General features: G+C 68.5%; 18 protein-coding genes. 10 read left to right on the top strand and 8 right to left on the bottom strand.

The features are described 5' to 3' along the window. Positions 1-3 precede the first annotated feature (3 nt). Positions 4-1266, top strand: coding sequence for a glycoside hydrolase family 1 protein (locus K5L49_RS03850; RefSeq protein WP_223690694.1), 1263 nt, complete (start codon positions 4-6; stop codon positions 1264-1266). Between the two features lie 21 nt (positions 1267-1287). Here K5L49_RS03850 and K5L49_RS03845 read toward each other — a convergent pair whose 3' ends face one another. The 6 genes from K5L49_RS03845 to K5L49_RS03820 form a co-directional block, all read right to left on the bottom strand. After that, positions 1288-1938, bottom strand: coding sequence for a TetR/AcrR family transcriptional regulator (locus tag K5L49_RS03845; protein WP_223690693.1), 651 nt, complete (start codon positions 1936-1938; stop codon positions 1288-1290). A gap of 41 nt (positions 1939-1979) precedes the next feature. Then, on the bottom strand, positions 1980-4049 hold the full coding sequence (locus K5L49_RS03840) for an alpha-L-arabinofuranosidase C-terminal domain-containing protein (RefSeq protein ID WP_223690692.1): 2070 nt from the start codon (positions 4047-4049) through the stop codon (positions 1980-1982). Between the two features lie 3 nt (positions 4050-4052). After that, on the bottom strand, positions 4053-6398 hold the full coding sequence (locus tag K5L49_RS03835) for a glycoside hydrolase family 3 N-terminal domain-containing protein (RefSeq protein WP_223690691.1): 2346 nt from the start codon (positions 6396-6398) through the stop codon (positions 4053-4055). Further along, positions 6395-9436 (bottom strand): glycoside hydrolase family 2 TIM barrel-domain containing protein, encoded by a 3042-nt coding sequence (locus K5L49_RS03830; protein ID WP_223690690.1) that lies wholly within the window; start codon positions 9434-9436, stop codon positions 6395-6397. The genes K5L49_RS03835 and K5L49_RS03830 overlap by 4 nt, the downstream gene beginning before the upstream one ends. Continuing rightward, complete coding sequence (locus K5L49_RS03825; RefSeq protein WP_223690689.1) at positions 9433-10440, bottom strand: alpha/beta hydrolase; 1008 nt, start codon at positions 10438-10440, stop codon at positions 9433-9435. The genes K5L49_RS03830 and K5L49_RS03825 overlap by 4 nt, the downstream gene beginning before the upstream one ends. A 123-nt stretch (positions 10441-10563) precedes the next feature. Beyond that, complete coding sequence (locus K5L49_RS03820; RefSeq protein ID WP_223690688.1) at positions 10564-10764, bottom strand: SDR family oxidoreductase; 201 nt, start codon at positions 10762-10764, stop codon at positions 10564-10566. A 102-nt stretch (positions 10765-10866) separates the two neighbouring features. Here K5L49_RS03820 and thrS point away from each other — a divergent pair, with 102 nt between their 5' ends. Then, positions 10867-12804, top strand: coding sequence for a threonine--tRNA ligase (gene thrS / locus K5L49_RS03815; RefSeq protein WP_263299023.1), 1938 nt, complete (start codon positions 10867-10869; stop codon positions 12802-12804). Beyond that, on the top strand, positions 12792-13394 hold the full coding sequence (locus K5L49_RS03810; protein WP_223690686.1) for an HIT family protein: 603 nt from the start codon (positions 12792-12794) through the stop codon (positions 13392-13394). The genes thrS and K5L49_RS03810 overlap by 13 nt, the downstream gene beginning before the upstream one ends. 62 nt (positions 13395-13456) lie before the next feature. Here the strand turns inward: K5L49_RS03810 and pdxY are convergent, their stop codons facing one another. Further along, on the bottom strand, positions 13457-14308 hold the full coding sequence (pdxY, locus tag K5L49_RS03805) for a pyridoxal kinase PdxY (RefSeq protein WP_223690685.1): 852 nt from the start codon (positions 14306-14308) through the stop codon (positions 13457-13459). Positions 14309-14320: 12 nt separating this feature from the next. Beyond that, the gene (locus K5L49_RS03800; protein ID WP_223690684.1) at positions 14321-15661 is read right to left on the bottom strand and encodes an aminotransferase class I/II-fold pyridoxal phosphate-dependent enzyme; all 1341 of its coding nucleotides are present in this window, start codon (positions 15659-15661) and stop codon (positions 14321-14323) included. 95 nt (positions 15662-15756) lie between these two features. Between K5L49_RS03800 and pdxS the strand changes: the two genes are divergently transcribed. From pdxS to ruvB, 7 genes are all read left to right on the top strand, one after another. Further along, positions 15757-16659 (top strand): pyridoxal 5'-phosphate synthase lyase subunit PdxS, encoded by a 903-nt coding sequence (pdxS, locus tag K5L49_RS03795; protein WP_223690683.1) that lies wholly within the window; start codon positions 15757-15759, stop codon positions 16657-16659. Beyond that, positions 16649-17242, top strand: a complete 594-nt coding sequence (gene pdxT / locus K5L49_RS03790; protein WP_223690682.1) for a pyridoxal 5'-phosphate synthase glutaminase subunit PdxT — start codon at positions 16649-16651, stop codon at positions 17240-17242. The genes pdxS and pdxT overlap by 11 nt, the downstream gene beginning before the upstream one ends. Continuing rightward, positions 17239-17748, top strand: coding sequence for an AAA family ATPase (locus K5L49_RS03785; RefSeq protein ID WP_223690681.1), 510 nt, complete (start codon positions 17239-17241; stop codon positions 17746-17748). The genes pdxT and K5L49_RS03785 overlap by 4 nt, the downstream gene beginning before the upstream one ends. 90 nt (positions 17749-17838) lie before the next feature. Next, on the top strand, positions 17839-18597 hold the full coding sequence (locus K5L49_RS03780) for a YebC/PmpR family DNA-binding transcriptional regulator (RefSeq protein WP_223690680.1): 759 nt from the start codon (positions 17839-17841) through the stop codon (positions 18595-18597). Between the two features lie 12 nt (positions 18598-18609). After that, positions 18610-19200 (top strand): crossover junction endodeoxyribonuclease RuvC, encoded by a 591-nt coding sequence (gene ruvC / locus K5L49_RS03775; protein ID WP_223690679.1) that lies wholly within the window; start codon positions 18610-18612, stop codon positions 19198-19200. Beyond that, entirely contained in the window at positions 19197-19820 is a 624-nt protein-coding gene (ruvA, locus tag K5L49_RS03770; RefSeq protein WP_223690678.1) for a Holliday junction branch migration protein RuvA, read from the top strand. Before ruvC ends, ruvA begins: the two co-directional genes overlap by 4 nt. After that, complete coding sequence (ruvB, locus tag K5L49_RS03765; protein ID WP_223690677.1) at positions 19817-20866, top strand: Holliday junction branch migration DNA helicase RuvB; 1050 nt, start codon at positions 19817-19819, stop codon at positions 20864-20866. Before ruvA ends, ruvB begins: the two co-directional genes overlap by 4 nt. The last annotated feature ends 18 nt before the right edge of the window (positions 20867-20884 follow it).

The raw sequence follows: 20884 nt of genomic DNA, 5'->3' as shown, positions 1-20884 counted from the left end.
CGCATGACTGCACACACCACCCGTTTCCCCGACGGCTTCCTCTGGGGCGCATCGACTGCGGCCCATCAGAACGAGGGCAACAACACCCTCAGCGACTTCTGGGCCCTCGAGCACCTGAAGGGTTCGTCGTTCACGGAGATCAGCGGTGACACCGTCGACTTCTACCACCGCTGGAAGGAGGACGTCGACCTTCTGGTGTCCCTCGGCCTGAACGCCTTCCGCTTCAGCATCGAATGGGCACGCATCGAGCCGTCGCGGGGGGTCTTCTCGGCCGCCGCTCTGGCGCACTACCGCGCGATCATCGAGTACTGCCTCGCCCGTGGCGTCGAGCCCGTCGTCACCCTGCACCATTTCTCGAGTCCGTTGTGGTTCGCGAAGGCGGGCGGGTGGGGTTCCGCAGAGGCCGTCGACCGCTTCGCAGACTACGTGACCGCCGTCGCTCCCATCCTCGACGGCGTCACGTGGGTGGCGACGATCAACGAGCCGAACATGTTCGCCGTCATGTACCAGATGTCCCTGGTGCTGCAGGCGTCCGACCCGGAAGCGGTGATCGCTCAGATGGCGGCGGGCCAGGACGTGGTCTCGGGCGAGGCGGGCATCAATGCGTTCTCGATGCCGGAGCCCGAGGAAGCGGCAGCGCAGACGATGCTGCGCGCGCACGCGCGGGCGCGGGAGATCCTGCACGCGACCACCACCGCGAAGGTCGGCTGGACAGTCGCCGTGCAGAGCCTGGTCGCACGTGCCGGTCATGAGGAGGAGCTCCCGCGCTACCAGCGCGTGTGGGAGGACGCCTACCTGGAGGCCTCGCGCGACGACGACTGGGTCGGCGTGCAGGCCTACACGAGTCAGCTCGTCGGACCGAACGGGCTCGAGGGCGCTCCCGAGGGTGCCGAACTCACGCAGACGGGCTGGGCCTACCGCCCCGACGCGCTCGGCATCGCGCTCCGCCGTGCGTGGGAGGTCACCGGGGGCACGCCGATGATGGTCACCGAGAACGGGATCGCGACCGACGACGATCGGCGCAGGATCGACTACACCACGGGTGCGTTGCGAGGCGTCGCGGAGACGCTGGAGGACGGTCTGGATGTGCGGGGCTACCTGCACTGGACGTTCGTCGACAACTTCGAGTGGGTCCACGCCTACCAGATGACGTTCGGCCTGGTGGCGGTCGACAGGACCACGTTCGAGCGCATGCCGAAGCCGAGCGCGTTCTGGCTGGGCGAGGTGGCCCGAACCAACGGCGAGTCGCTGGACATCACCGCGTGACGCCGGAACCGGCGCCGCGGCTCACGCCGTCGGCGCCGGCTCCACCGGTTGTTCGATCGACACGAGCTGGCGGTGGACGACCGCCGGGCAGATTGTCTCGAGGTAGGCGATGGCCGCCGATTCGACATCGATGGAGGAGTCGTAGAGCCACTGCAGCTGGAGGCCGTCGACGAGCCCGATGAACATCGAAGCCAGGGACGTCGACGGCAGGGGGGAGACGAGGTCCCCGGACGCGCGGATCGCATCGAAGATCTGTGCGATGTATGTGCGGTAGTTGGAGAAGCGCTCCGCGTAGTGCTGGTGAGCCGGGTGCTCCTCGGCGGTCGCCTCGGCCGAGATCAGGGACTGCAGCTCGATCAGCCGCGGATAGCGGGCATTGTCGTGCACCACGGAGAGCAGGCCGGCGAGCTCCCCGCGGCTGCCCTCGGCGGTCAGAAGCTCGGCCGTCTGCTGGTCGCGGAATTCGAGCACCTGGAGGAGGAGGTCGTCCTTCGTCTCGAAGTGATGGACGAGACCCCGCTGACTGATGCCGGCACGTTCGGCGACATCCTTCATCGTGGCTCCGCGGAACCCGAACTCCGAGAAGACGGTCGTCGCCGCCTCGATGATGCCTGCTCGCACTCGCGCGGTCTTCGCGTACGGACCACGCGTGCGTGGGACCGGATTCGCCACAGGCCGCCCCTCTCCCTGTGTCTCTGCCGCTACCTCTGCCTTCACGGCCCCTCGATTCTAACGGACACGGCGACGACCGAAGCGGCAGGGAGCCGGATCGGCGCGCGCCCGCCGATGACCGTCACGGTCGACGGTACGGGCGCGATCTCAGGGCGCGGTTCGCCGTCGAACGACAAACGGTTCACCGCGTGGAGCGGGGCGCTCAGGAGCACCACGTCGGCGTCCCCGTCCGGGGCGCCCTCGATGGCCAGGGACACTTCCACGGGTGTCGAGCCGATGTTCACCAGCTTGACGTGCGCGACCCCGCTTCCGAATGTCGCGGAGATGAAGACATCATCGGGAAGGGAGCCGTCGACGCGTGCGATCCACTCGCCGACGCGGGTGCCGAAGAGCTGCTGCACGAGGTAGTTCGCCGTCGGCAGTACGTGTCGCGGACTGAAATCGATCAAGTCGTGCTCCCACTGGCCGTGCCCGACGAGTGTGAACAAGGGGGCGTAGCACGAGAACGCGACGATGTCGGCATTGCGCTCCACCCCGGTGAGGAAGACCGCTTCGGAGAGCGCGCTCAGCCAGGTGTTCGGTTCGGGGAGGGCCAGACTCTCCGGGATCGCACGGTGCTCGTCCGGCATCGCATACGGCGTGTGGGCTGCGTACTCGCCCAGGAAGACGCGTGCACCCCCGCGCGGGTAGCCGTCGTAGCGGGTGCTCGCCTCGAAGAACCACGACGGGGCGTTGTAGAAGTGCTCGTCGACGAGGATGTTCGCATCGTGGCCCCACGCGGCCCAGGCCGGGTCGACGGTCTCTCCGGCCGGCAGCACACCGCCGGTGACGATCAGCTGAAGGCCGGGGGCGGGGTGGTGTTCATCGAGGGCCGCCTTGATCCGGGCGAAGTGCTCCAGGTAGGCGGGGCCGAAGTTCTCGTTGCCGATCCCGACACAACGCAGGTCGAACGGTTCCGGGTGCCCCGCCTCCGCGCGCAGCGCGGCCCAGCGGCTCGTGGCCGGGTCGCCGGTCGCCCACTCGACCAGGTCGAGGGCGTCCTGGACCACCTGGGCGAACGCGGGGCTGTCGGCGTCGACGTGCTCGTCCATGCGGGTCTGGCAACTGTCGCCCGACCAGACGACGGGGATCGGCGCGATCCCGAGGTCTTCGCACAGCAGGAAGTACTCGTAGAACCCGATCTGGTTCGACTGGCTGTAGTCGCCGTCGGCGCGCTTCTGGCCCCAGAGGTTGTACTCCGGGCGCCGGGAGGCGAGAGGGCCGATGGTGTCTTTCCATTTGTAGTGACTGCCGTCGCCGCAGCCTTCCACGATGCATCCGCCGGGGAAGCGCAGGAAGCGCGGCGCGAGCGCGGCCAGGGTCTCCACGAGGTCGCGCCGAAGCACCCCCTGACTCCAGCGCGGGTCGCCGTCACCCCAATGGGATTCCGGGATGAGCCGCACTTCGTCCAGATCGACGGTGCCGGTGCCGTGGAGGAGGATCTGCAGCGAGCCCAGAGCCGTGGCGGTGGGGGCGAGCCGGACCGCAGCCTCGTTCCAGCCGTCGTCAACGATCTCCAGTCCGGCCCGCGCGACGACGACGCCGTCGGCGCCGAGGAGCTGTACCTCGATCTCGCCGCGGTAGTCGTCCGCCCGGACGAACGCGGAGAAGAGCAGTGCGCCGTCCGCGGCGAACGGCATTCCGGGCCGGTCACCGGGGTAACCGAGGTTCTCCAGCCGGGCCGAACCGTGCGACGTGAGCCGGGCGAAACCCGAGGCCGGATCGATCGGCCGATCGTCCGACGCGTCGATGGTCCCGTCGGCGATCGTCCAATGCCGGAGCCGGTCGACCAGGCGGCCGGCCGGCGTGGTCGGCGGCATCGTCAGCTCCTCGGGAGGGATGCTCGCCAGACGCTCGCGGTGCTCCTCGGGCACGAGATCCAACGGGAGATACGGGATGACGCCGTTCACCAGGTAGAGGCCGTCGAAGCTGTAGTTGTTGACGAGGTTCGCGTTCAGGCCGCCGTCCACGGCGAAGTTGATGTCCTCGAGGAACAGCCCGAACAGCGTCGGGCTCACCGGCTTCGCCGAGGCGCCGGTGTCGATCGTGATCGTGATCGGGAGCTCGCGCATCGGTCAGCCTCCGACCGTCACGGAGGTCTGGAATCGCACGTCGGTGGAGCTCGACCCCACCAGGAGCGCGACCTCCCCCGGCTCGATTCCACGAGAGCCATCGGCCATCGTGTAGTGCAGACGTTCCACAGGTGCCACCAGGGTGAGTTCGATTCTCTCTCCCGGGGCGACGCGCACGCGGGAGAAGGCGAGCAGCTGACGGACGGGGCGTACGATGCTCGCCGCCTCATCGCGTGCGTAGAGCTGCACGACCGTCTCGCCCTCACGATCGGAGGTGTTGGTCACCGTGCAGCCGATGCGGATGAGGTCGTCGGTGATCGAGGCATGGACGCCGTTCGGCTCGATGGCGAAACGCGAGTAGGAGAGCCCGTGCCCGAACGGGTAGAGCGGGCTCGGATCCGCGAGGTCGCCGTAGCCGTGGCGCGTGCCGGTCGGGTGATCGTAGCCGCTGCCGTAGTGGTGGCCGTGGTAGATCGGGATCTGACCGGCCGAGCGCGGGAACGTGGTCGGCAGGTGGCCGCTCGGATTCACCCGGCCGTAGAGGGCATCGGCGATGGTCCGGCCGGCGACTTCGCCCAGGAGGGGGGCGAGCAGGACTGCGTTCGACGCCGCGGCGACGCGGGGTATCACGAGCGGACGCCCGGAGACCACGACTGTGACGACCGTCGTTCCGGTCGCGGCGATCGCTTCGACGAGCGCGGTCTGGTGACCCGGCAGCGTCGGGTCCGCTGTCGACTGGCCTTCGCCCGCGGTGTTGTTGCCGACCCAGCCGGTGCGTTCGCCGACGGCGACGATGACGACATCCGCGTCGGCGACCGCCTCGTCGATCCGTCGCGGATCGATCGGATCATCGTCGCTGAAGCCGCCGCAGGGAGCGAACGTCACGGCAGCATCCGTCTCGCTGAGCGCGTCGACCAGCGTCGCCGCTTCGGGATGGAGCTCGCGCGTCTTCGTCTCGAACCGCGGCTCGATGCCGGGCATCCGTGCTTGGAAGATGTCGGTGAAGTTGAACGTCTCGGGGTCGATACCGGGGATGTCGCCGCTGCGCAGCGCAAGGTGGCCCAACTGCATCTCCATGTTCGAGACCGAGGTGTACGCACCGAAGTGGATGCGGAGCTCATCTGCGGCTGGGCCGGTCACGAGCACGCGCCCTGAGGCGGGGGAGAGGGGGAGGACGCCGTCGTTCTGCAGCAGGACGACGGCGCGCTCGGCGATCGCCGAACGGATCGCCGCACCGGCAGCGCGGTCGGGTGCCGTGGTCGAGGAGGAGGCCACGGAGGAGCCGGGGATCAGCCCCACCAGCTCCTTGACGCGCAGGACGCGCAGTACGGCCCGGTCGACGAACTCCTCGCTCACGCGGCCGGCCTCGACCGCTGCAGTGAGGTGCACGAAGTTGGTGTCGCTCGGCAGCTCGACGTCCATGCCTGCGCTCAGCGACTGCGCGGCGGCCTCCTGCTCGGTTTTCGCCGTGTGATAGACCGTCCGGAGCATGTTGATCGCGTCGTAGTCGCTCACGACCATGCCGCGGAACCCGAGCTGGTCGCGCAGGAGATCGGTGAGCAGCCACGGATCGGAGACCGACGGTACGCCGTCGATCTCGTTGTACGAGTCCATGACCACTTCGAGCCCGGCCTCACGGATCGCCCGACGGAACGGCTCGGCGTACTCGTCGGTCAGAGCACGACGTCCTAGCTGCGTGATCGCCTGGTTGAGTCCGCCCTCGGAGGCGCCGTAACCGACGAAGTGCTTGCCTCCGGCGAGCACGCGCGGTGATGCGTCGGAAGAGTGCACCCCCCGCACGAAAGCCGCGGCGATCTGCGCCACCAGTTCCGGATCCTCGCCGTACGTCTCATGCACGCGCCCCCATCGCGGGTCTCTGGCGAGGTCCAGGACCGGTGCGAAAAGGACCTGCACGCCGGTCTCACGCATGTGGTCCGCCGTGACGGTCGACGCGCGGGAGATGAGCTCCGGATCCCACGTCGCGGCCTGCGCCCACGCCGTCGGGAACTGCGTGCCGGAGTCGTGCAGGAAGCCGTTGATGCCTTCGTTGTGCACGAGAGCGCCCATCCCGAACGGCGTCACCTCGCGCACACCGGCCTGAACGCGGTCGATCCCGGAGCGGAGGTCGTGCGCGGTGCTCCCCAGGAACCAGGCCATCGACAGATGGCCGACCCCGTGGGGCCGGATCGTGTGCAGCCGTTCCGTCGCGATGCCGAAAGACTCGCCCGGGGCGGAGGGCGGGCCGAAGAGGTCGGTGACGAACATCCCCGTCAGCTGCGCGACCTTCTGCTCCAGGCTCAGTCCTCGGAGGATCGATCGGATGACGGGGGAGGGCTCGGTGTCGGTCATGCGGGTCCTTCGTCGTCGGCGTGCATGTGCAGGCGCCAGGTCCAGTGATGGGTGCGTTCCGTCAGACGGAACTCGGGGCGGGTGTCGGGTCCGAGTGTTCCGGTGCCGACGCCACGATGAGCGACGTCGAGCTGCAGGATCGTGCGGGAGGAGTCCGGCAGCCGCCACCAGTGCGAGGCCGCCTCGAGCTCCGCGATCGGATGGCGCCCGACCGTCGCCTGCACGGGGACGGGGTGCGTGGTCAGCACGACGCCGCTGGGGCCCGAGATCCGGATCTGCTCCACGCCGCCCCGGCCGCCGTTCTCCTGTGGGAGCAGATACGGCGTGGCGAAGTCGTCGATGGTCGACGACCAGCGACCGAGGAGCGCGGAGTCCCGCCGGTCGGGGTAGTTCTCCCACGGCCCGAGTCCGACCCAGTCGATGTCATCGAACGCGCCGTCGAGCTCAAGCTCGATCCCGACGCGCAGGCCGTCCGTCGTCCCCTCCGGGAGTTCGACGTGCTCGTCGAAGACGAATTCGCAGGCCGCGACCCGCGTGACCCGCCGCGAGTGGACGACGGCGTCGCCGAAGGCGGTTCGGTAGTCGATCCGCACGGCGGACACGCCGTCGTCGAGCCGTTCGACTGTCACGGACTCCGGGCGCAGCGCGAAGAAGCCGGTGCGGACGAACCGCTGATCCAGGAAGAACGACCCGTCGTTGTCCGTCAGAGCGCGCCACAGGCAGAGCCGCGGTGTCGACGCCAGGAGCGGGTGGAGGAGCTCGCCGCTGTCGCTGAGCGGATGGGCGGATGCAGCGGACGGCGTGGACAGCGTGTTCGCGGCGGACCGGCTCTTCCTCACCTGGTGAACGGCGATGACGGTCCCCGCGGGAGCCCACAGCGCGTCGGCGGCGGTCCGCACGGTGAGAGTGAGGGCGAGGGCGTCCGGATCCCCGAACAGCGCGACCAGGTCGGCGGGAACGGACACTGCGGCCGTCTCGCCGGCCGCGGCGTCGACGGTGACGGGTCGCGGCTCCGAACGGCCGGATGTCTGCTCGACGGTCGCCTCGACGGTGTAGGCGGAGAGGTCCGCGAAGATCTGCCGGTTGCGCACGCGAACGGTTCCCCTCGTCGCCTCGTCGGCGGAGGACACGACGCGGATCGGGCTGAAGATACCGCGTGCCTCGAAGAGCGCGGGCTTCGGAGTGCCGTCGGCGAAGACCAGACCGTTGAGCACCACCGGCCCGTCGTTGGGCTCGTCACCGAAGTCCCCGCCATAGCGGTAGCGACCGTCCTGGTCCCGGTCGAGAGCGTGGTCCTTGAACTCCCAGATGAAGCCGCCCTGGAGGCCGGGGAGCGTCTCGAAGAGCCGCCAGTACTCCGCCAGACCGCCAGTCGAATTGCCCTGCGAGTACGCGTACTCGCAGAGGATGAGCGGGCGGTCCGCGTCCGGATGCGCGGAGTAGGCCTCCAGTGCGGAGAATGCGGGGTACATCGGGCAGACGATGTCGGTGGCCGCGTGGCCGCCGTGCCAGTCGGGCGAGATGGCGCCCTCGTAATGCAGGAGCCGGGTCGGCTCGTGACGCCGGACCCAGGCCGCGGCGGCATCATGGTTGGCGCCGTATCCCGTCTCGTTGCCGAGCGACCACGCGATGATCGACGGGTGATTCCGGTCGCGCAGGACCATGCGTGAGACCCGGTCGACGAAGGCGCCGAGATAGCGCGGGTCGTCGCAGACCGTACTCGCGAACGCGTGGGCCTCGATGTCCGCCTCGTCGACCACGTAGAAGCCGATCTCGTCGCACAAGTCGAGGAAGACGGGGTCGTTCGGGTAGTGCGATGTGCGGATCGCGTTCACGTTGAACCGCTTGAGGAGAGCGAGGTCGGCGACGTGGTCGTCGCGGGTCAGCACCCGGCCGGTGCGGGGATGGAAGTCGTGCCGGTTGACGCCCTGGATCCAGACGCGCCCACCGTTGACGAGGAGGTCGCGACCGACGATCTCGACCCGTCGGAAGCCGGCTCGCATCTCCGTGCGGTCGACGACCGATCCGGTCTCGTCGAGGAGTTCGACCTGCAGGGGCTCGAGGTGCGGGCGCTCTGCCGACCAGGGCTGCACCTCGAGATCCTCGAGGGAGATCGTGACGGAGCCCGCGGTGTCGGCCGGGTACATGCCGGCCGCCATCGCCGATGCGCCGGCTGCGACCTCGGGCGGCAGAGGGGCGCGGGCGGCTGACAGGCTGAGCAGATCCGTGATCCCGTCGGGGATGAGGGAGGCAGGCCGCGCGGAGCGGTCTGCCGATGCCCCGGGGATCGTCTGCGACACCGATCGGGGAGTGACCGGCTGGTCGATCGACCTGCCGAGGGCACTCACCCGGACGGCGTACCCCTGACCGGAGAGGGCGTCGAGGCCGCTCGTCGACGCGACGACCGTGAGCCCGCCGCGGCACGTCTGCGGGTCGTAGTCGGCCGTGAGCACGACATCGTGCAGTCGGATCGCCGGAACTCGATGCAAGCCGACCGAGCGGCTGATGCCGGACTGCCACCACTGGTCCTGATCCTCGAGGTAGGAGTAGACCGACCACTTCGCGATGCGCAGCTCGATCTCGTTCGTCCCGGGCTTGCAGAAGTCCGTGATGTCGAACTCGGCGGCGAGATGCGAGTCGGTACTATCGCCGACCGGTTCGCCGTTGATCGAGACGCGGAGGTAGCCTTCAGCGGCCCCTACGTGCAGGACGATCCGATCCTCCCCGGGCGCGTCAAGCTCGAACGCCCTCCGGTAAACGCCCGTCGGATTGACCGCCGGCACGTTCGGCGGCACCGCGTCGAACGGCATGACGATGTTCGTGTAGTGCGGTCCGTCCGATGCCTCACGCATCGTCCACAGCTCGGGGACGGTGACCGGTGTCCAGGTCTCACCCGGCTCGTGCTCGAAAGCCGGGAGCAGTTGGAACGACCATGCGCCGTCCAGCCCGAGGTCGAACGGGCGGCGTAGCGACGTCATCGGCAGCCGGTTGACCGCGACGGCTCCCGAGCCTGGGCCGATCAGGTGCGGAGCGGTCACGACACGGCGTTCGTCTGCGCGGCGGCGGCCCAGGCCTCCTCGAGGAACCGCCGCACCTGGGTGAGCTGCTCCCGATCCTCCGGAGCGCGACCCATGAACATGCCGTGCGGTGCACCCTCCCATACATGCAGCTCCGCGCGCACGCCGGCGGCGAGGAGCTTGCGGTGCATGCGCACCGTGTCGGAGAGCAAGAAGTCCCGGGTGCCGGCAGTGAGGATGGTCGGCGGGAACTCGGCGGTGAATTCTCCGAACAGGGGCGAGACGTACGGGTGCTCGAGCGGGTACTCGCCCCGGTAGAAGTCGGCCATGGTCGTCAGTCCGCCGGGCGCCAGTGTGAACGCGTTCGTCGCATAGGTGTCGCCGGCCTGGGTGAGGTCGGCCGGCGGGGAGATCAGGCCAACGGCGACCGGGAGGGGGATTCCCTCGTCCCGGGCGCGCAAGAGCAGAGCCGCGGAGAGGTTGGCTCCCCCCGACTGGCCTGCGACAGCGACCGACTCCGGCCCGTGCTCGTCGAGGATCCTGCCGTAGGCGGCCATGACGTCGTCCAGTCCGGCTGGAAACGGCGCGTCAGGCAGTTGCCGGTAGTCGATGCCGTAGGTCTTCACTCCGTAGGCGCCGGCGAGGATCTGTGTCGAGCGACGGGCGGTGGGGCCGCCGCCCCAGGTGAAGCCGCCGCCGTGGATGAAGAAGAGGACCCGCTGGTCTTCGGGGTCGAGCCCCTCCGGCGTCGCCACGAAGTACGTCGCGCCGTTGAGGTCGCGGGCTTCGACCTCGGCTTCGACGTCGGTGAGGACGGCGGCGGTCGTGACCAGCGCGACGGCCTCGACGGTCCCCGATTCGTCCGTCGCAGCCATGGCCGCGATGGCGCGCCAGGCCTCGGTGTCGTCCTTGGACGGGCCGGGGACCGGCGGCTCCTGAGAGGTCGCGGCGAGGATCGCCTGCGCCTCCGGGCTGATAGTGGTGGGGACCGGGATGTCCCGCGCTGCGCTGGCGTCCTTCGTCATCAGGTATCTCCCTCGATGGTGATGTCGGAGCGCGCCCAGGCCGGATCTCGATGCCCGTCGGCGCGACATCTCACGCTAACACGAAAACCGCGCTACGATGGTATTTTCGCAGCGCGGCCGCGCTCAGCTCGACGCATCGCTGGACAGGAAGACCACCAGGTTCGAGACCTCCTCGGGTTCGCCGACCCGGTCCAGCGGGATGTTCAGTCCCTCGACATCGATGCCGTCGATCATCCGGGAGCGGATCACGCGCGGGTGGACCGAGTTCGCCCGAACGCCGAAGCCGCCGAGACCCGAGCGGAAACGCTCGGGTCTTTTTCGCATCCGTCGCGCCACTAAAGTTGATTGCGTCCTCAACAACGAACTTTAGGAGTGGAAAAGGTGGCTGACGGCTTCGAGCTCTTCACCGACCGTTCCGTTGTCGCGATGCGCGTCAACGGCGAACTGAAAGATCTCGCCACGCAGGTCACGACCACGGATGCCGTCGAGCCGGTGACCATCGACTCGGCCGACGGGTTGAGCATCCTCCGCCACTCCACCGCGCATGTGCTCGCTCAGGCGGTGCAGTCGATCAACCCGGAGGCGAAGCTGGGGATCGGCCCGCCCATCACCGACGGGTTCTACTACGACTTCGACGTCGTCGAGGCGTTCACGCCGGAAGATCTGAAGGCGCTGGACAAGGAGATGTCGCGCATCGTGCGCGCCGGCCAGCGGTTCGTGCGCCGCGTCGTCACGGACGACGAGGCCCGCGCCGAACTGGCGGGCGAACCGTACAAGCTCGAGTTGATCGGTCTCAAGGGCGGCGCCGTCCACGGTGACACCCCGGCGTTCGACGAGAGCGAGAACGTCGAGGTGGGCGGCGCCGAGCTGACCATCTACGACAATGTCGACCCGAAGACCGGCGAGACGGTCTGGAAGGATCTCTGCCGCGGTCCGCACCTGCCGAACACCCGCATGATCGGGAACGGCTGGGCGCTCACCCGTGTCGCTGCGGCATATTGGCGGGGAAACGAGAAGAACAAGCAGTTGCAGCGCGTCTACGGCACGGCCTGGCCGACCAAGGATGAGCTGCGCGCCTACCAGCTGCGTATGGAGGAGGCAGCGAAACGCGACCACCGCAAGCTGGGCGCCGAACTCGACCTGTTCAGTTTCCCCGAGGAGATCGGCTCGGGCCTGGCGGTGTTCCACCCCAAGGGCGGCATCATCCGCAACGAGATCGAGAACTTCATGCGGGAGCGGCTCATCGCGAACGACTACGAGCTCGTGAACACGCCCCACATCACCAAGGGCCGCCTGTACGAGATCAGCCAGCACCTCAACTGGTACAAGGAGGGCATGTTCCCGGCCATGCACCTCGACGAGGAGATCGACGCCGACGGGCACGTCACCCGGCAGGGGCAGGACTACTACCTGAAGCCCATGAACTGCCCGATGCACAACCTGATCTTCCGGGCCCGCGGCCGCAGCTACCGGGAGCTCCCGCTGCGTCTTGCCGAGTTCGGCACGGTCTACCGCTATGAGAAGAGCGGAACGCTCTCGGGCCTGACCCGTGTGCGGGGTCTCACCCAGGATGACGCCCACATCTATGTGACCGACGATCAGATCAAGGACGAGGTCGCGCGCCAGCTCGAGTTCGTGCTGGAGACGCTGCGCGGCTACGGTCTCGACAACTTCTATCTCGAACTGTCGACGAAAGATCCCGACAAGTACGTCGGCTCCGACGAGAGCTGGGAGCAGGCCACCGAGACGCTGCGGCAGGTCGCTGTGGAGTCGGGCCTCGATCTTGTGGCCGACCCCGGCGGCGCCGCGTTCTACGGCCCGAAGATCTCCGTTCAGGCGAGGGATGCGATCGGCCGCACCTGGCAGCTTTCCACCGTGCAACTCGACTTCAACCAGCCGGAGCTGTTCGAGCTGGAGTACACCGCGGCCGATGGCACCCGCAAACAGCCGGCGATGATCCACCGTGCCCTGCTCGGCTCCATCGAACGGTTCTTCGCCATCCTGCTGGAGCACTATGCCGGCGCGTTCCCGGTGTGGCTCTCGCCGGTGCAGGTGGTGGGCATCCCGGTCGCCGATGCCTACGGCACGTTCCTCGACGACGTGATCTCGCGGCTGAAGGCCCGCGGAGTGCGAGCCGAGGTCGACCACTCCGACGACCGGATGCAGAAGAAGATCCGCACGCACACCAAAGCCAAAGTGCCGTTCCAGCTGATCGTGGGTGAAGAGGATGCGGCGGCCGCCACGGTCAGCTTCCGGTTCCGCGACGGCACCCAGCGCAACGGCGTGACGATCGACGAAGCGATCGAGCGCATCGTGGGGGCGATCGAGAAGCACGAGCAGGTCGACACCGCATGGCTCGACTGAGCATCCACGACTACGACGGCCAGGAGGCCGGGGGAGACGATGACGCGCCGGAGACGGTCCGCATCGACGACCCCGGCACCCTGGTCGGGGTGCCCGATGAGTTCCAGCGGCTCTGGACGCCCCACCGCATGGTCTACATCCAGAACGGCCAGCAGCCCGACAGGGACGACTGCCCGTTCTGCGTGGCCCCGACCCTGAGCGACGCGGACGCCCTCATCGTCGCCCGCGGCGAGCACGCCTATGCGCTACTCAACCTGTTCCCCTACAACAGCGGGCACCTGCTGGTGTGCCCGTACCGCCACATCGCCCTCTACGACGAGGCGACGCCGGAGGAGGTCGCCGAGATCGGGTCGATCACCCAGACCGCCATGCGCGTCATCCGCGAGGTGTCGCACAACGACGGCTTCAACCTCGGGATGAATCAGGGTGCCGTCGCGGGGGCCGGTATCGCGGCGCACCTGCATCAGCACATCGTGCCGCGCTGGGCCCAGGATGCGAACTTCCTGCCGATCATCGCGAAGACCAAGGCGCTCCCGCAGCTGCTCGGCGATGTGCGCGCTTCGCTCGCGGCGGCCTGGCCGACGGACTGACGGGGGTTTCGTCGCCGCTCGGCCTGCCGGTCATCCGGCCTGCTGGTCATCCGGCCTGCCGGTCAGCGGACGTGTCGCACCGCGAACTGCTCGCGCGGGTCGGCGTAGAACTCCTGTGACTCGATGAGCTGCAGTTCCCGTTCGCCGGATTCCAGCGTGCGAGCCAGAAGGTCGTAGACGCTCGACACCGTCTTGCGCAGCGCGGTCTCGGCCTCACCGCTGCGCAGGTAGTGAGCGGTGAACAGGGCGGCCGTGACATCGCCCGACCCGTTCGCCTTCATCGGCAGTCGCGGGGTCTCGACGATCCAGGCGCCCGCGTCGTCGACCGCGAGCATCTCGATCGTGTTGGCGGGGCGATCCGGCCGCTCGACGCTCGTCACGAGCACCGTTCGCGGGCCCATGGCCCGAGCGGCATCGACCGAGGCCAGCGTGGACTCCAGCGTGTCGGGGGAGGTGCCGGTGAGGTAGCCGAGTTCGAATTGGTTGGGTGTGATGATGTCGGCGACGGGGACGACACGTTCGCGCAGCAGCTCGGGGATCGCCGGTGCGACGAAGCAGCCGGAGGCCGCGTTCCCCATGACCGGATCGCAGGCGTAGACGGCGTCGGGGTTGGCGGCCTTGACCCGCGACACCGCGTCGATGATGACATCGCCGATGCCCTCGCTGCCCTGGTAGCCGGACAGGACGGCGTCGATCTGCCCCAGCACCCCGCGCTCCTCGATGCCCGTGATCACGGCGCGCACATCGTCCGGAGCGATGAGCGGCCCACGCCAGGCGCCGTATCCCGTGTGATTGGAGAAGTTCACGGTGTAGACGGGGAGGACTTCGACGCCGATGCGCTGGAGCGGGAACACGGCGGCGGAGTTGCCCACATGGCCGTAGGCCACAGCGGACTGGATCGACAGGATCTTCATCCTCCGATCCTCTCATCCCACGGAGGTGGCCCCGTTCCAGGCTTCGTGCGTGGCGTCCGCGAGGTCGTCGAGGAGACGCGCGGTCTCCTCCTCCTCGAGGTCGTGGACGGTCAACCGCAGATGGTGGGACGGTGCCGCCCGCTCGCCCACAACGAACTCGTCTCCGGTTCGGGCGAGCCAACCGCGCCGGGTGAGACGCTCGGCGACGATCCTCGCCTCGATCGGCAGGGTCACCCAGAGGTTGAGGCCGTCCTGGGCCTCGGCCGGGAGTCCCCGATCGGCGAGGCGGGCCGCGAAGGAGGCGTTGCGTTCGGCGTAGTGGCGCCCGGCGGCGGCGATCTCGGCCAAGGCCGTCTCGTCGATGAGCTGGGCGAGCACGAGACGCTGAAGCAGGTGGCTCACCCAGGTCGTGCCGGGGCTGAGGCGGAGGGCGAGGCGTTCTGCCGTCTCGGGATCGGTCGCGGCGACAGCGAGGCACATATCCGGGCCGAGGAACTTCGACACGGAGCGGACCAGGGCGAAGCGCCGGTGATCCGGGCCGATGAGCGTCTCGTAGACCCGTTGGGAGAGCATCGAGTAGTGGTCGTCCTCGATGACGAGCACGTACGGATGATCCGCCAGCAGGGCACGCAAGGCGGCAGCGCGTCGGGGGGAGAGCGTCGCCCCGGTCGGGTTCTGGGCGCGCGGGGTGCAGATGATCGCGCGGACGCCCGCGTCGAGGGCGGCGCGGACTCCGTCGACCGTCATCCCCTCGTCATCGACCGGCACCGGAACGGCGCGGTAGCCCCCGAGGCGCACGGTGTGGATGCTGGCGAGGAAGCAGGGGTCTTCGAGGGCGACGGCGTCGTCGCGGAGCAGGGATTGGGCGAGCAGTCGTTCGACGGCATCCGCGGCACCGCTGGTGACGGTGATCCGGAGGTCCCGCCCGGGGAGGTCGTCGCGCACCCAGTCGAGGGCGCGCGACTCGAGGGCCGGGTCGATGACCGGCTCGCCGTAGAGCACAGGTCGACCGATCGCGCCGGCGAGCGCGGTCGACGGGTTCGGGATGCGGTGGGGGTCCGGGTTCCCCGTGCCGATGTCGCGCAGCACGGTATCGGCCGTGTAGCCCTCCTGAGCGACGGCCTCGTGGCCAGCGACGACCGTGCCGGCCCGGCCTCGGGCGACGACAACACCGGCTTGCGCCAGCAGACGGTACGCCGCGACGGCCGTGTTGCGGTTCACGCTGAGAAGGGCGGCGAGCTCGCGCACCGGGGGGAGGGCGTCTCCCGTACGCAGGGCGCCGCGTTCGTGGAGGGCGCGCACACTCGCTGCGATCTCCGCCGCGGTCGTTCCCGTGATGCTCGTCTCGTCCATTTCGCTCCCGGAAGTCGAGTCTAGTGAGCCGGATCCGGAGTGCTATCGTTTGGCATAGGTCAAACCTATCTTTGTTCCCGACGAGAGGACTTTCGATGACAGACACGGAACAGGGCACCGCCACCGGATCGAACCGCGTCAAGCGCGGACTGGCCGAAATGCTCAAGGGCGGCGTCATCATGGACGTCGTGACGCCCGAGCAGGCTCGCATCGCCGAAGATGCCGGAGCCGTCGCCGTGATGGCGCTCGAGCGCGTTCCGGCCGACATCCGCTCGCAGGGCGGCGTCGCCCGGATGAGCGACCCCGACCTGATCGAGGCGATCATCGCCGAGGTCTCCATCCCGGTCATGGCGAAGGCCCGCATCGGCCACTTCGTCGAGGCGCAGGTGCTCCAGGCCCTCGACGTGGACTACATCGACGAGTCCGAGGTGCTGAGCCCGGCCGACTACGTGAACCACATCGACAAGTGGGGCTTCACCGTGCCGTTCGTTTGCGGCGCCACCAATCTCGGTGAGGCACTCCGCCGCATCAACGAGGGCGCGGCGATGATCCGCTCGAAGGGCGAGGCCGGCACCGGCGACGTCTCGGAGGCGACCAAGCACATCCGCAAGATCAAGTCGGAGATCGCCGCGCTGAGTTCGATGAGCAAAGACGAGCTCTACGTCGCCGCCAAGGAGCTCCAGGCCCCGTACGACCTCGTCGTCGAGGTCGCCGAGACCGGCACGCTGCCGGTCGTGCTGTTCACTGCGGGCGGTGTCGCCACACCGGCCGACGCGGCGATGATGATGCAGCTGGGCGCCGACGGTGTCTTCGTCGGTTCGGGCATCTTCAAGTCCGGCAACCCGGCGCAGCGCGCCGCGGCGGTCGTGAAGGCGACGACGTTCTACGACGACCCGTCGGTCATCGCAGACGTGTCGCGCGGTCTGGGCGAGGCGATGGTCGGCATCAACGTGTCCGACCTTGCCGCACCGCACCGCCTCTCCGAGCGTGGCTGGTAGCCCCCGCGTCGGCGTCCTCGCCCTGCAGGGCGACGTCCGCGAGCACATCGCCGTATTGCGTGAGCTCGGTGCGGACGTCGTCCCGGTGCGGCGCGCCGCCGAGCTCGCCGACGTGGGCGGCCTGGTGATTCCCGGTGGCGAGTCGAGCGTCATGGACAAGCTGTCGCGCACCTTCGGTCTCGCCGAACCGCTGAAGCAGGCCATCGCCGACGGTCTTCCGGTGTACGGAACGTGTGCCGGGCTGATCATGCTCGCCGATCGCGTCCTCGACGGGATCACCGGTCAGCAGAGCCTGGGCGGGCTCGACGTCTCGGTGCGCCGCAACGCCTTCGGCTCGCAGCTCGACTCGTTCGAGACCGACCTGGATGTGCCGGCGGTCGGCGACTCGCCGATGCACGCCGTCTTCATCCGGGCTCCGATCGTGGAAAGCGTCGGGCCGAAGGCGACGTCGTTGGCGAACCTGGCCGATGGGCGCGTCGTCGCGGTGGAACAGGGCAACCTCGTGGGCACGTCCTTCCATCCGGAGATCACGGGGGAGATGCGGTTCCACGAGTACTTCCTCGGCAAGGTGCGCTCAGCGTGAAGCTGATCGTGCTCCGCGGCAATGCCGGCTCGGGCAAGTCGACGGTCGCGCGGCTGCTGCGGGAGCGTCTCGGCGAGGGGGTCGCGCTCGTGGAGCAGGACTATCTGCGCCGGGGCGTGCTGGGCGCGCGCGAGACGAACGACGGCGCGAATACCGACCTCATCGAACTCGTGGCGCGCTACGCGCTGACTGCATCCCCGGCCGTCGTGCTCGACGGGATTCTGAGCCGCGATCGTTACACATCGCTCCTGGCGACCCTGGCATCGATCGACGGCGTCGATTCGTGGTTCTACTACTTCGACATCCCCTTCGAGGTGACGGTGGTACGTCACGCCTCGCGTGACAAGGCGGGCTCGTTCGGCGCAGACGAGCTGCGGCGCTGGTACGTGGAGCGCGACCTCCTCGACGGTATCGACGAGCGTCTCGTCGATTCGTCGAGCAGCGCGGCTGAGACGGCCTCGCGCATCATCGCCGAAGCGGGGCTGGACGTCACTCGGCAGCTGTGATCCGTGCGGGAAGCCCATGGAGACGCGCGGGGGAGCCCGGGGCGAGGCTCTACAATGGACAGGATCTTTAGACGTAGGTGAGGGAGCACAGTGTCCGGGCATTCCAAATGGGCAACGACCAAGCACAAGAAGGCCGTCATCGACCAGCGTCGGGCGAAGTCGTTCGCGAAGCTCATCAAGAACATCGAGGTCGCCGCCAAGATGGGCGGAGCCGACATGTCGGGCAACCCGACGCTCGTCGACGCGGTTCAGAAGGCCAAGAAGACCTCGGTCCCGAACGACAACATCGATCGCGCGATCAAACGCGGTGCCGGGCTCAGCGGTGAGTCGATCGACTACTCGACGATCATGTACGAGGGTTACGGCTCCAACGGCGTCGCCCTGTTGATCGAGTGCCTCACCGAGAACAAGAACCGCGCGGCCGCCGAGGTGCGCACCGCGATGACGCGTAACGGCGGCACCATGGCCGACCCGGGCAGCGTCGCATACAACTTCCACCGCAAGGGTGTCATCGTCGTACCGCACGCCGATGGCGTCACGGAAGACGACGTGCTCGCGGCCGTGCTCGACGCCGGAGCCGAAGATGTGACGGACCGGGGCGAGAGCTTCGAGGTCCTCACCGAGGCGACCGATCTGGTCGCCGTGCGCACGGCGCTGCAGGAGGCCGGCATCGATTACGACTCGGCCGACGTCGAGTTCGTCGCCACGGTCAACGTCGAAGCCGATGCCGAGACCGCGCGCAAGGTCTTCCGCCTCATCGACGCGCTCGAAGACTCGGACGATGTGCAGAACGTCTACACCAATCTCGATCTCACCCCCGAGGTGCAGGCCGAGCTCGAGGCCGAGTAAGCGGGAGACGCCATGACGCTCCGGGTTCTGGGCATCGACCCGGGACTCACACGCTGCGGTGTCGGGGTCGTCGACGTGCGCCCCGATCGGCGGGCGACGCTGGTGGCCGTCACGGTCATCCGCACGCCGCCGACGATGCCGCTGGAACAGCGTCTTCTCGCCGTCGGATCCGGAATCGAAGACCTGCTTGATGAGCACGGCCCGGCCGTGGTGGCGATTGAGCGGGTCTTCGCGCAGCACAACCTCCACACCGTCATGGGTGTCGCCCAGGTGAGTGGTGTGGCGCTCCACGCGGCCGCCAAGCGCGGCCTCACCGTCGCCCTGCACACCCCGAGCGAGGTGAAGGCGGCGATCACGGGGTACGGTGCCGCCGACAAGAAGCAGGTTCAGGCGATGGTGGCGCGCATCCTCGGGCTCGCGGAGGTGCCGAAACCCGCCGACGCCGCGGATGCGCTCGCGATCGCGATCTGTCACGCCTGGCGCGGCGCACCGCCGGCGACCGGCGGCGCCGATGGTGCCGAGCTCACGCCGGCTCAGGCCGCGTGGCGCGCCGCGGAGCGTTCGGGGCGGGCGTCGGCGGGGCCCCGTAGGCTGGCCAGGTGATCTCCTCTCTCCGTGGCACGGTTCTCGCCGCCAGCGGGGGAACGGCGGTGATCGAGGTCGGCGGTGTCGGGTTCTCCGTGCAGCTGACCCCCGATCATGTGCTCTCCCTGCGCGTGGGCGACGAGGCCTTCGTGCTGACCTCGCTCATCGTCCGCGAAGACGCGCTCTCGCTGTTCGGCTTCGCCGACATCGAGCGGTTGCAGGTGTTCGACCTGTTGACCGGCGTGTCAGGCGTGGGGCCGAAATCGGCCATCGGTGTCCTCGCCGTGCTCTCGCCCGACCAGATCGCAGATGCGGTGGCGGCCGACGACGACGCCCCCTTCCGCAAGGTCTCGGGAATCGGCCCGAAGACGGCAAAACTCATCGTCGTCTCCCTCTCCGGCAAGCTCGTCGTCACGCGACGCGCCCCCGCCGCTCCGGCGAACGGCGGGTCGCCGTCGTCCGTCGGCGACAGCGTGCTCGTCGCGCTCGTCGGCCTCGGTTGGCAAGAGAAGGTGGCGGCGGAGGCCGTGGCCGAGGTCATCGCCGACACGGATGAGAAGCTGCGCGACAGTGTTCAGACGCTGCTGCGTCTCACACTCGCCCGTCTCGGGCCGGCCACGCAGACCGGGCGGGTATGACCGTGACCGACGACGAGGATCTCACCGCACCCGAGCTGGAGTCAGACTCCGAGCTCGCGTTCGAGGGTGCACTCCGACCGCGTTCGCTCGCCGAGTTCGTCGGTCAGGCGAAGGTGCGAGGGCAGTTGCAGCTGCTGCTCACCGCCGCTAAAATGCAGGATCGGACCGCCGACCACATCCTCTTGGCAGGGCCTCCGGGACTCGGAAAGACGACTCTCGCGATGATCGTCGCGCACGAGAGCGCACGCCCGCTACGGATGTCGAGCGGCCCGGCCATCCAACACGCCGGCGATCTCGCTGCCCTGCTGTCGTCTCTGACGCCGGGCGAGGTGCTCTTCATCGACGAGATCCACCGCATGGCGCGCTCCGCCGAGGAGATGCTCTATCTGGCGATGGAGGACTTCCGCATCGACATCATGGTGGGCAAGGGCGCAGGGGCGACCTCGATCCCGCTCGACCTCGCCCCGTTCACCCTGGTGGGTGCGACGACCAGATCGGGGTTGCTGCCGAACCCGCTGCGTGACCGGTTCGGGTTCACCGCCCATCTGGAGTTCTACGACGAGGCCGAGCTCACCCAGGTGCTCACGCGAGCGGCCGTGATGCTCGAGTTCGACGTCGATCGGGAGGCGCTGGCGGAGATCGCCGGGCGCTGCCGAGGAACGCCGCGAATCGCCAATCGGCTGCTGCGGCGTGTTCGCGACTACGCCCTGGTGCACGGGCAGCGTGCCGATATCCACGCCGTACGCGCCGCGCTGGAGCTCTACGACGTGGATGCGCTCGGGCTCGATCGGCTCGACCGGGCGGTGCTCCACGCCATTCTCGAACGCTTCGACGGTGGTCCGGTCGGGCTGAACACGTTGGCTGTGTCGGTCGGGGAGGAGTCCGAGACGATAGAGTCGGTCGTCGAGCCGTTCCTGGTGCGTATCGGGCTGCTGTCGAGAACCCCGCGCGGTCGCGTGGCCACCCCGTCGGCCTGGCGGCATTTCGGGATTCCGGGCCCGCAGCAAGCGCTCTCACAGCAACCATCCCTGATGGATGACTTATAATTCAAGCTGGCCTCTCGG

The organism is Leifsonia poae, assembly GCF_020009625.1.
GTDB classification, from domain to species: Bacteria; Actinomycetota; Actinomycetes; order Actinomycetales; family Microbacteriaceae; genus Leifsonia; species Leifsonia poae_A.
The sequence above is the reverse complement of the archived record's forward strand: the minus strand, read 5'-3'. Positions and strand labels throughout refer to the sequence as shown.